At 53.4% G+C, this 11,591-nt stretch carries 10 protein-coding genes; 6 read left to right on the top strand and 4 right to left on the bottom strand.

Going from position 1 to position 11,591, the window contains the following annotated elements:
* Positions 1–95 precede the first annotated feature (95 nt).
* Positions 96–485, top strand: a complete 390-nt coding sequence (locus HYU99_10830) for a type II toxin-antitoxin system VapC family toxin (GenBank protein MBI2340837.1) — start codon at positions 96–98, stop codon at positions 483–485.
* A 9-nt stretch (positions 486–494) separates the two neighbouring features.
* Here the strand turns inward: HYU99_10830 and rlmN are convergent, their stop codons facing one another.
* From rlmN to pilM, 4 genes are read right to left on the bottom strand one after another with little or no spacing between them, the layout of a single operon-like run.
* Positions 495–1,535: a 23S rRNA (adenine(2503)-C(2))-methyltransferase RlmN gene (gene rlmN, locus HYU99_10835; GenBank protein MBI2340838.1), complete on the bottom strand. Its 1,041-nt coding sequence runs from the start codon at positions 1,533–1,535 to the stop codon at positions 495–497.
* Positions 1,532–2,443, bottom strand: a complete 912-nt coding sequence (gspN, locus tag HYU99_10840) for a type II secretion system protein GspN (protein MBI2340839.1) — start codon at positions 2,441–2,443, stop codon at positions 1,532–1,534. Before gspN ends, rlmN begins: the two co-directional genes overlap by 4 nt.
* Positions 2,436–3,044, bottom strand: coding sequence for a hypothetical protein (locus tag HYU99_10845; GenBank protein MBI2340840.1), 609 nt, complete (start codon positions 3,042–3,044; stop codon positions 2,436–2,438). The genes gspN and HYU99_10845 overlap by 8 nt, the downstream gene beginning before the upstream one ends.
* Positions 3,044–4,657, bottom strand: a complete 1,614-nt coding sequence (gene pilM / locus HYU99_10850) for a pilus assembly protein PilM (protein ID MBI2340841.1) — start codon at positions 4,655–4,657, stop codon at positions 3,044–3,046. Before pilM ends, HYU99_10845 begins: the two co-directional genes overlap by 1 nt.
* 260 nt (positions 4,658–4,917) lie before the next feature.
* On the opposite strand from pilM, the gene HYU99_10855 reads away from it, so the two are divergent.
* The 5 genes from HYU99_10855 to HYU99_10875 form a co-directional block, all read left to right on the top strand.
* The gene (locus HYU99_10855) at positions 4,918–5,949 is read left to right on the top strand and encodes a hypothetical protein (protein ID MBI2340842.1); all 1,032 of its coding nucleotides are present in this window, start codon (positions 4,918–4,920) and stop codon (positions 5,947–5,949) included.
* 8 nt (positions 5,950–5,957) lie between these two features.
* Positions 5,958–6,155, top strand: coding sequence for a hypothetical protein (locus HYU99_10860; protein ID MBI2340843.1), 198 nt, complete (start codon positions 5,958–5,960; stop codon positions 6,153–6,155).
* Between the two features lie 36 nt (positions 6,156–6,191).
* Positions 6,192–7,256, top strand: coding sequence for a VCBS repeat-containing protein (locus tag HYU99_10865; protein MBI2340844.1), 1,065 nt, complete (start codon positions 6,192–6,194; stop codon positions 7,254–7,256).
* Positions 7,244–7,618 carry a hypothetical protein gene (locus tag HYU99_10870; GenBank protein ID MBI2340845.1) on the top strand — a complete coding sequence of 125 codons (375 nt, stop codon included), beginning with the start codon at positions 7,244–7,246 and terminating at the stop codon, positions 7,616–7,618. Before HYU99_10865 ends, HYU99_10870 begins: the two co-directional genes overlap by 13 nt.
* A gap of 21 nt (positions 7,619–7,639) precedes the next feature.
* The coding region (locus tag HYU99_10875; protein ID MBI2340846.1) for a hypothetical protein at positions 7,640–11,591 on the top strand (3,952 nt) is incomplete at its 3' end.

The following is an 11,591-nucleotide window of genomic DNA, read 5'->3' on the forward strand; positions in this document are numbered from 1 at the left end:
ATTGGGCTGTGCAAGGGGGAATTTGTGGTTTCGGATAATTTTAATGATCCTCTTCCCGAGGAAATTCTTGAGGAGTTCGAAGGCAAATATTCGACATGAATTTTCTCCTCGATACCTGCACCTTTCTCTGGCTCCTGCTCGACGATCCGGCCCTCCCCGGAACGGTCAAAGAAAAATTGCGCAATCCGGAAAATGAGGTTTACTTGAGTGCGGTATCGGCCTGGGAAGTCATTCTCAAACAAAAAACGGGCCGTTTTCATTTGTCGCCCCATCCCGCAGAATATATGCGGAAAGAGAGGGAAAGACACCGCATTCTTCCCTTGCCTCTCGAAGAATCGTGCCTGACTCATCTCGAACGCCTCCCTGCTGTCCACCGAGATCCCTTCGACCGCATCTTGATTTGCCAGGCAATGGAACATGGGCTGACCATTCTGACGCCCGATCCGGCAATTACGCGGTATCCGATTAAAACCATGTGGGAATGAAATTTTGCCTTACGCGGCGCTTTTTTCAATAGCCAACTGCCCGCAGGCACCGAGGATATCGCGCCCGCGTGATTTGCGGATGACGGCTACATAGCCTTTATCCAAAAGAATCTTCTGAAATTTAAGGACCCACTCATCGGGTGGCCGCTTGTAAGGGGCTCCGGGAAACTCGTTGAACAGAAGCAAATTAATTTTAGCCGGAACCTGCGAGAGCAGTTTGGCCAGACGGCGGGCGTCGTCCAGAGAATCGTTCACCCCATGGAGCAAAACATACTCGAAGGTAATGCGGTTGCGTTTTGGGAGCGACATTTTTTTGAGCGATTCAAACAATTTTGTTAAGGAAAATTTTTTGTTGATCGGCATCATCTGGCCGCGGACTTCGTCTGTTGTTGCATGGAGCGAAACCGCCAGCTTCACCGGCGTCTTGTCGCCGAATTTTTCGATCTCCGGCGCAATGCCGACCGTCGAAACGGTGACATGATGCCGTGAAAAGCCGAAACATTCGGGGTCGATTAAGATTTCGAGCGCTGGATAGAGACTCTTCGTGTTCACCAGCGGCTCCCCCATTCCCATAAAGACAAGATTGGTGAGTCTCTGGGGTTGGGGGGAGTTATCGAGGTCACGACGGACCACCGCCACCTGCTCCAAGATTTCGAAGATCGTGAGGTTCCTCGCCAGTCCCATCGTCCCGGTATAGCAAAATTTGCACCCCATCGCGCACCCCACCTGCGTGGAGATGCATAATGTATTGCGCGACTCGGTGGGGATCATTACACTTTCAATCGATTTTCCATCGGGGAGCTCGATCAAATATTTTCGGGTCCCATCGATCGACTGATGGACTTCATGGACAGACATGGACGGAATGGAAAAATGTTCGGACAAAATCCGGCGATACTCCTTCCCCAGATTGGTCATCTCATCAAATGAGGAGACATCCTTCTGATAAAGCCATTTTTTCACCTGCCTGGCCCGGTAGCCCTCGAATCCAAGGGCCTTCAGACGCTCCCCCAGATCCGAAAGGGAAAGATTTTTGATGTTGGTTTTCACAGCAAATCAAACGTCCCGATTTGCACGCGGGGCTTGTTGAGCCGGCCGGAGAGGGTCAGGGGATACGATCCGTCCTCCCCTTTTTGTCCTTCAATCATCACCACGAAGGGAAAGGCATCCTGCAATTTTTTGGAGAGGGAAAACTTGCCGTTGATGGCCAAACGGGACATCTCGGCCTTCTTGCCGAGCTGGATGCGCCCGGAAAGATTCAAGACAAGGTCTTCTCCGGGAAAATTCACCTCCTTCAACTCGATCTTTCCCTCGCCCATTTGAACCCTTACGGTCCCCCCCTTTTCATCCGAAAGGATCGTTTCGGGGAGATCCAGATCGAAGCCGGCGGTCGGGGTGATGCGGGCGGGGGAGATCTTCAGGTTTTTAAGCTTCAGGTCGATGTCGCCTGAATTTTTTGACGGCTGACCGGGATAGAGGGCCAGGCCGATGGCGCCGTCAAGCGCCCCCTCGAGCGGAAGTTTGAGCCAGTTGGCCACATAGCGGATGTCGGAGAACTGCATCCCTTTCATTTTGGCGTCGAGATGAAATTCGTCGGACGACAATTTGAGCTTGCCGTCCATGCGCCCCTTCTGCCCTTTCGCCGTAAACGAGGCCGAGACTTGGCCTGCAATAAGGGGGAGGTAGCGGAACCCCACTTTCACCTCCGGAAAATCAGCAACCACTTCATCACGCCCCCCGGACATCTGATGGATCCGGAAATCCTTGAAGACCGACTTGAAGATGACTCCGGCGTCGATTTCGCCCACCGTAACGCGCCACGCGCCCTTCGATTGAGTTTCAACCTTTCCCAAAAAACCGGTAATCAGCGAATCAAAGGGAAAAAAGAGGACAAGAAAAAATACGAACGAGAAAAGCCCCGCCGTCAGGTTCAGCACCCATTGCACCATCTTATTCACTTATCTCCCCCTCCTTTTTCAGCTGGATGGTGGACACCTGAAAGGTGACGTTCAACTGCGACCGTCCGCCGTACTTGGGCTTGATCTGAAGCTTTTTGACCTTCATGGGAATATGCGGATGGTTTTCGATGCGGTAGAGATAGTTGACGATCTGGTCGAGGTTCACTTTGTTGATGCTCCCATCCACTCCCACTTCGTCGAAATAATCGGAGGTCCCGAGATTGACCGGCTTGAGCTTGTCGATATTCCCGCCAATCCCCTCCTCGTTGGCCAGCCCCTCCAGAACGGTGGTGAGCGACTGCCCCTCCCCCGCCGAAAGCCGTTTCTGAATCTCCTCGACCGACTTTTCGGCGGCCTGATAGTCGGCGACCCGCGCCATGAAACTGGCCATCCCGGCCCTGCTTTTTTCGTAGTCTTCCCGGAGTCTCCCCAACCGGGACGAGGCGCAGGAGATGGGAACGATGATCGCAAGGATGATCAGAACAATCCCGCCGATCACGATAAAGGTCTGCTGTCTCTGCTCCAGACCCAAAAAGGCGTTGTAGAGATCATCAAAATTGAGCTTCTCAAGCAGGCCGTATTTGGACCGTTTTTCCGCCATCAACTCTCCTTGCCTTCACTTCCGACGGCAACTTCCACCGAGAGGGAAAATTTGATCTCGTCTTTCACCCCTTTGGCCACGTTTCGCGTCTCGACGTTCTTAAACCAGGGAGAGGTTGCAAGGACATTTTTCAGTTTGTCCACCGCCTCGAACGATGTCGTCCGCCCTTCGATGCGGACATAATCCCCCGTAAAGCTGAAATCGTCGATGTCGATTTGCATTTCGGCCTTCGGCGGGATTTTTTTGGATATCTCCAGAAGAAAGGCAAGCGGCGTTGCCTGGGGTGAGGCCGGCTTGAGCGATTCCAACTGCGTCTTAAGTTCCGCGATTTTCGAGTTCAGGGAATCGAGCACTTTTTTGGCGCTTTTTGGCTTCTGCTCCTTCATGCCCGGAACTTGAGAAACCGCCATCTTGATGATCTGTTCATCCGCCTTTTCGATGCGCGACTCAAGCGACCACGCCGAAAAAAAGTAGTAGCTTATCCCCAGCGCAATAACGGCGGCAAACCAGACGCCCGCCTGTTTTATCTCGGTGCCAAGGGCCTTGATGTCCCTCTTGTAGGCAAATTCCCCCCGGCGAAAATTGATTTTGATCGCCCTGTTGGAAAAAATCACCTTGAGCGTCAAGGCCAGCGCCGGAGGGATGGAGTCGCGGTAGGCGTCGGAGTGATCGAGGCGATGATCGACAAACTCAAGGCAATCGAGGGTGAACACGTTCAGCTTCAGCCCCGCCGAGACGAGCTCGCCCAGGCCGGGGAGTTTGGAGCCCCCGCCGCAAAGGTAGGCGGCGGTCCAGGGACGGTCGGGGTAGATCTGCCGGTAACCGAGATAAGTCTGACGGACAAGAACCATCAGCTCGTCGGCCTGCTCCTGGAGAATGCGGGATATCTGATCGGGCCCTTCGCTTTTTGCCGAAACCTTCCCCCGGTCGAGCTTCAGCGCCTCCGCCTTTTCGTAATTAAGCTTGAAGGCCTTCTGCACCGCCCGCGTGAAATGCAGGCCCCCGACCGTCAGGGAACGGACGTATTTCAGTTTGAGGCCGTCCATGACGCAGATATTCGTCTTTTCGTGGCCGATATCAATCAGCACATAAACCCCTTCCTGGGGCACCATGGCAATCTGCGTGATGTGCGAAAGGTCGATGGCGTCGACCCCGGCGTACTTGGGATCAACACCGGCCAGTTGAAGCATGTCGAGATACTTCACGAAACGGGATCGCGGCAGGTAGGCGGACAGCACGGTTGAGCGATTCTCCTCGATGGAAAGGATGTGATAGTCGACGAGCAGATCTTCCAGCGGCACCGGCACATACTGTTCCAGTTCAAAATCGATCGTCTGCTCGATTTTCTTGGCGCTGGTGAACGGAAGCTCCAGAACCCGGCAGGCCATGTGATGGGCGGGAAGGGCAACCGCTATGATGTCCGCGGGAATTTCATTTTTCTCGAAGAGCGTCCGCAGGGCCGCGGCGGCGGCCTCCTCAAAGGTCAGACGGGGGCTTACATTCAAGACCTGCTCATGAAAGGCTGTAAGCTCAAAGTCCCTCAAGCGCCGCTCGAGCTGGCAGACCTTGATCGAATAACTCCCGATGTCAATGCCGACTATGGATTGGGGCATTTATACTTGGGGCCCTTTTGGCCCGGCAAACCGGATTGCTCGCTTAAACCAATAGTATTGGATATGCCATAGTAAAATCAACGGGATAATATTTATCAGCAGAGTGGATGATCCCACCAAGGTGGAAAAAATTTATCCAATCCTCGCCTGACGCGTCGCATATAAGTATTCAGTTTATTAAATTTACTTTCGTTCGATACAGATTATTAGCGCAACTTTTGTGTTGACCCTGCCGATAAGGAGTGGAAGGAGACACCTTTATGGGAACCGTGAATGAAACAAATGCCTCTGCTCAGGCAAATCCTCTTTTCGATGCCGAAGTGGAAAAAAACCTGGAAAAGATTGAGGATCTCCGGCGCAACTACCGCCCCGGTGACGGATCGGAAATCCGCTGTCTGGTCCAAGAGGGCATGGCGGAGATTCAGCAAAATGCCCTCAAGGATCTCACAGTTCTCGAATCGGGCGAAAAACATAATGCCCGTGTTGCCGCCTCAAAAGATTATTTTATTGTCGAAGGGACGCTTCGTAACTATTCACAGAATTTTTTGGACTCCCGGTTTAACCCTCGCCAACTTTTAACCGACTACGCCGATGCCTATTATCAATATATCCGCGGTTGCCCCCTGTCACCGATTCCGGACAACGAACACCAGGCCGACCTGATTGGGGATATCAAAAAAGGCGATCCCGGTTGTAACGGGCTTATCCTGGAAGAACAGAATGTCCGCACCCTCGTCGCTATCGGCTTTGCGGACAAAGCGCCCACCTCTCACTATATTTATGCCTCGTCATCCTTCAGTCCGAATAAGGTTCGACGATCAGGGGAATTTTATCCTGAAGAGACAAAGTACGATTCGTTTGCCGTCAATGCCGGCTACCAACGGACGATTAATTCCCGGGAGACAGGCCCGCTTATCGAAGGGGAATTCAACTATGTCGGCGGTGGCCAGGGCAATCTGGGTTCTCATATTTACGACTTTTCCCTGGACGCCGGCTGGGAACAGCATTTTGGGCGCCCTTTCTTTCTCCGCTTGCAGGGGGGCCTGGGGTTGGCGCTCAATTACCTCAATTTCGGGGAGGGCCTCGAGCTTCAAAAGGAGACATCTCTCATGGGGCAGGGGGAGACTGCGGCGGGAGCTGAAATTCATATCGATCCTTTTATCGCGCTTCAATTGTCGGTCGGTTATTTTTATGAGCAAACCCTGCTGGGAGCGCCGGATTATTACAATCACGGTCCTTTTCTGGCGGGGACGGTCAAATTCAATCGACTCTTTGCGGGGAGAAGCCAATGAGATCCCCAATGCTATCCATTTTATTGAGTTGTCAGGGCATTCCTGCGGACAAACCATTGAAGTTCCCGGACGAAGAAGAAACGGGCGATTCGGGCGGGGCGGGAGAATGTCAGCCCGATGCCTGTAGCGGCTATCTCCTTGTCAATCCCGAAGATGAAACGGAGGGAACTTGTATTTCCTTTGCCGATCAGGCCGATGAAGCCTGATTAACAAGCGGTGCGAACCATGCCGGCGCTTCGATTGTGGATTACGATCAGGACGGCCTCGCCGATATTTATCTTCTCAATTACGGTTCCGGTTCCGTAAATCAGCTGTTCCATAATAATGTGGGAGGCGTTTTTGAGGAAATCGCCTCATCCGTTGGGCTGGATGTCGGAGGGGACAACTGGGATGCCATATTTGCCGACTATGATGACGACAATGATCTGGATCTCCTGACAGTCGGTGACAGCGGAACCGCTCTCCTGAAAAATTCCGCCGGACAATTTGCGAGTTTGTCCTCATCCAAAGGGATTGCCGATTCCGAACCGGCCGCGGCGGCGGCCTGGATCGGCTCCGGTTTTCTAGTGGCCGGCGACAACGGAACTCGCCTTTACGAATACGAAGGGAGTGACCGGTTTTCCACCGATCCGGAAACATCCGCGGAATCTGCCGGCCTGGATGATCCGGGAACCGGCTCTGCAATCAGTTTGGCCGACTATGATGGCGACGGCGATGATGATATTTATCTGGCGAACACCACCGGTCAAAATCGCCTCTTTAAAAACCTTGGCGACGGGACTTATCAGTCGGTCGAGGAAGAGGCCGGGGCCGTGGAGCTCGGCAACGACGCTTCAACCGATGTCAATTGGATCACCTTGCCGGGGGATGCCTTCCCTTCCGTTTTTGTCGCGGACTACGAGGGTAACAACCACTTTTATCGGAATCAGGGGGACAGAACCTTTGTGGATCAGGCAAAGGACTTCGGTCTTCAGGACCCGGGCTACACAACCGTTTCAGCGTGGGCCGAAAATTTTATCAACGGCGCCCCCGCCCTGTTTTTGGGGCGGTGGAATGAGGAAGATTGGGATGAGGAAGACAAGGAGCCGAATCTTTTGTATATCCCCGTCACAAATAATTCCGGTGAGGTCACCGATTTTGAAAATGCGGCGCATTCGGCGGGTGTTAATGATACCGGTCAAACCCTCGACGCGGGGTGGCTGGATTATGACAACGATGGATATCTGGATCTTCTGGTCATCTTGTACGACGGAGGTCTTCGTCTCTATCGCAACGAAAGTCACGAGGTGCAATTATGCGACGAGTAATTTTTGCTCTCTGTTTTCTGCTGGCGGTTGGGTTCAATTTTCTCGGTTCCGGTTGCGGGGACGGGGCCAGATTCCAACTAAAAGAAGATAATGGAGGCGAGGAGCCGTCTGCCGATGAAAGCGAAGGGGAAAACGAAGATGACTCCGGGGACACCGAAGACGGTTCCGGCGATACCGGTTCCGGAGGGGGCGGCGGCGGGACCGGTGAAATTCCCTCTGATGAGGGTTGCGAGAATGATCCGGATTGCGCGGAAGAAGACGAAGAACCTTCACCGGAATATGACTGCGAATCGCCCTATGTTCTTTGTGACGGGGAAGAGATGCCTGGGACGTCGGTAAAAGGAGCTTTAAAAAAGAGGTAAACCATAAAGAGTTCCGCTTCTATGAAACATCTGTTTTCCATTTTGGCGCTTTGGAGTGGTTTTTTTCTCTGCGGCGTCTCGCATGCGGCGTCATCCTCCGGAGGCCGCGGGGTCAGCGCCTTGGTGACCGGTAGCGGTGGTTCAAATTCATCGGGCGCAACCGTTCAGGCCGATGAATTCACCGGCGCGGCCACCTACAGCATCGCCCTTCCCGTCCCTCCCGCAGTGGGGGGCATGGAGCCCCAACTGAACCTCAACTATAATAGTTACCGCAAGAATCCGAACAGTTGGGTCGGCTACGGCTGGGAATTGGATCTGGGGGTCATCGAGCGGACCACCGGCGCCTGCGAGGGGGATCTTGATCCGTGCAACACCATCGACTACTACGAGGGGACCCATTTTCAGGTCAAGCTCGGCGGACAATCCGAAAACCTGCAACTGGAGGATGAAAATATTTCGGCTTCCAATTATGGCCTGTCCGGTATCGGCGCCGACGATCGGATCGATCTGTATGAGGGAAGCATCCAGAACGGCTTCAACCTCTATTTTCATATCCGCGATTATTCCAATGCGGACGATATTGTCGATAAAGGCTGGATTGTCGTCGACAAAAGCGGCCGTAGCTACACCTTTGGCGATGCCGAAGAGGCGCGTGAGGAATGTGACGACGGCTACGAACCGTGCGGCGACCAGCAATGGGTGGCCCGCTGGTTTTTAACAAAAGTAACCGATCCCAATGGAAATGAACTTATCGTTACCTACGATGACGATCGTCTCCCTGCCACGGCAAGTTACGACGATATTACCATCACCTTCGGTAAAAGCGCTTCACCCCATCCCACTTATCCCTATTTTCCCACATATCGGCAGGGATTTATCGAGTTAAGCTGGACCGGCGGGCGGCTCGAGGAAATTGAAATTTCATCTTCAAGCGGGCCACTGCAAAAATTCAGTTTCGACTACGATGTCTCCGATTACGGCGGGCGCACCAATCTTTCATCGATCACCCAATACGGCGCCAGCGACGCCGAATCGCTCCCTCCGACAACGTTTGAATATTATGACGAGAACAGCATCGAGTGGGACGCCACCCCCCAAACCCGCACCGCTTCGACAAGCGCCTCTGGAGGAGAAAGTACCGGGTATCTCAACAAATACACACAGATCATCGACATGAACGGCGACGGGCTGGCCGACATGGTGACAAGCTATGAAGACAGCTACGTGATTTACGTCTATTTCAACAATGGAAACGATTTTGAGTACATTTCGGGAAAATCGGAATGGAATGAGCCGTACTATTTTGACTGCGGTTCTTGGTGCACAGGCAGACTCAACTCGTACCTGACAGCCGACAATGGCGAGACCGAGGACACGGATGACCAATGGGCCTATGTTATCGATATGAACGGAGACTCACTGCCCGACCGGGTCTATGGGATCTATGCGATGAATGAGGAGAATGCCGAGGGCAGTTTTTACATCTATTTGAACAACGGGGCCGGATGGTCGTCAACGGTGGAGGTTTGGAAAGACCCCTTTGTGGGGGATGACCCGGGGGCGTCCGATTTCCACCGGGGGCTTATCGACATGAACGGCGACGGCCTGGTCGACCGGGTTGTCGGCGATAAAGGCGAAGGGGGATTTTATGTCTACTACAATACCGGCGCCGGCTTTCGGGAGACGGCGGTCTTTTGGGCGGATCCCCTCGCGGCGGCCGACCCGGATGCCAGCGGTGTGGGGGCGTTGTATGACTATGACACAAACGAAGACGATGAGACAGTTCTTCAATCGGTCATCCGGGATTTCAACGGCGACGGCCTCCCGGACCGGATGTGGCAAACGACCATTCATTCGGGCGGCGTTGAGCTGGGCAAGGGGATCGCGATGTCCCTCAACCGCAACGGCTTTGAATGGGCCGAACGCGAGGTTGACGCAGACGGCTACGGCATCATTGATGGCATAGACAACCTGGGATTCCTCGACCCCATTGAGGACGAGGAGGATCAGGGCTACATATCGGGGCCGACGTGGGACCTCATTGATTTCAACGGTGACGGTTATCTCGACCGAATCGAAGGCAGAAAAGATGACGACCAATTCATTATCTATTTTTACGAAGGGATGACATCGGGGTCCGTCTTCAGCGAGCTCCATTCCTTCGGCGCCATCGATGACCCCCTCGGTGCCTCCGATGACTATGCCGGCTACGTCACCAAGAAAAACGACGATGGCCACATTCACACCTTTTTTCAGGACATGAACGGAGACGGCTACCCCGACCGCGTTGCGGTCCGCCCAACCGGCAATTCCACCCCCAAGGAATACAACATCTACTTTATGCGCGTGAATACGGTGGAGTTTTCCGACAGCCCCTCGGACTGGGAGGACACAGAGGTCACCCAACCGGTGGGTGCGTTGAAAGAAGTTGACGATGGCTCCGGTAATGAGCTGGCGATTGAATATCTCCCCTCCACCTGGCCACTGCGTGAAAATTCCAGCTCGCTCCCGTTCAACAACCGTTTTCTCCCCTTCAACCTTTATCTGGCGCACAAAATTTACAGCCTCGACTACACCATGCCCTCTTCGGATGGCTCAACCGAGGCTGACCGCAACCCCGGCAAGCGGTGGACCACTTATAATTATTGGGGGGGCAATTTATATGTTCGTTATGCCGAAAGGACCGACCCCTCGGCAACCGATCTCCTGACAGGGAGCGATACAACGAGCGATATCGATACTGCCTACTTCATGCAGTTCAACGGCTTTCAGACGGTTGAAAAAAAGGTGTATCAATCCGCAAGCGAGAGTTGGGATGATTTTACGACAACGACCATTTACCATCAAGCCACTGGAGATGTGGACATTGTCGATTCGGCCGATGAAAGTTCTTTCGAGCAGAACGCCTACGACGATTTCGATCTTTCCGGAAAGGTTTACTCCACCCAAATCGCCACCGACTTGCAGACGGTCGTGTTGGAGGAAAACGACTGGGAAATCGCAAGCTCGACAAATTTCCCCTATTTGAAATCGACCACCAAACAGGTTTGGGAAGACGGAGCAACCAGCGCGCGGACAAGCAGTGTTGCTTCGGAATACGACGAAACCAACGGAAACCTCACCGGCGAAAAATACTACGACGGCTCGAATAATCTCTCGAATAATCTTCTGTTGGAGAAGACAACCACCTACACCGACAAGAGCAGTTTCGACACCGAACTTCAAATGCAGGACCGGCCGCAGACCCAGTCTCAAAAGGACAGCAGTGGAACGGTGTACCGCTATAAGGAATTTGGCTATGACACAACCGGCAACCCTTCCACCGAGACCTTCAAGGTCGATTCGGGGGGAACGACCGTTTCGGTAAGCCGGAGTTTCAACACCAACGGCACCGTGACGGACATCACCGACATCGACGGCGTCACCAAAACCATCGGATACGGCGCCGACCAGCTTTTTCCCGAAATCGAGGCAATCACCCTCCCCACCGGCGGGACGTTGACAACGACCCGTGAGTTCAATCGCTTGAACGGCAAGGCGTCGCGGGAGTTAAACGATTATAATATTGGCAAACAGACCGAATACGACGACTTCGGCCGCCCGATTGCCGAATATGTCATCGACTCCGGAGGCGGGGCGGAGACGATCAAGGAATATTCTTACGAATACGTGTCGGAGACGGTGGAGGACTGGAAGCCGGTTACGCTCCTTAAAACCCAAATCTGGCAGATCATGCCCGATCACGCCGATACCGAAACCAACCCGGCCCAAATTGCCTATACCGACGGCGCCGGAAATATCCTTCAGCAATGCACCTACACCGAACGGGGCAATTACCGCCTTGTTCAGTTCCGGCAATATAACGGCGGGAGGGAGGAATATAAAACCGAACCGGTATTTTCGAGCGGTTGCGATTTTATTTCCACCATCTCCTCTTCATCCGTCACCTACCTGACAGAAAAAGATATTCAGG

It is taken from the genome of Deltaproteobacteria bacterium (assembly GCA_016183175.1).
Lineage (GTDB): Bacteria > UBA10199 > UBA10199 > UBA10199 > SBBF01 > JACPFC01.

Excerpts from the sequence above, each read along its gene's own strand:
- HYU99_10860 (MBI2340843.1), top strand. The coding sequence starts at position 5,958 with ATGCTATCCATTTTATTGAGTTGTCAGGGCATTCCTGCGGACAAACCA.
- HYU99_10830 (MBI2340837.1), top strand. The coding sequence starts at position 96 with ATGAATTTTCTCCTCGATACCTGCACCTTTCTCTGGCTCCTGCTCGAC.
- HYU99_10870 (MBI2340845.1), top strand. The coding sequence starts at position 7,244 with ATGCGACGAGTAATTTTTGCTCTCTGTTTTCTGCTGGCGGTTGGGTTC.
- HYU99_10845 (MBI2340840.1), bottom strand. The coding sequence starts at position 3,044 with ATGGCGGAAAAACGGTCCAAATACGGCCTGCTTGAGAAGCTCAATTTT.
- pilM (MBI2340841.1), bottom strand. The coding sequence starts at position 4,657 with ATGCCCCAATCCATAGTCGGCATTGACATCGGGAGTTATTCGATCAAG.
- HYU99_10855 (MBI2340842.1), top strand. The coding sequence starts at position 4,918 with ATGGGAACCGTGAATGAAACAAATGCCTCTGCTCAGGCAAATCCTCTT.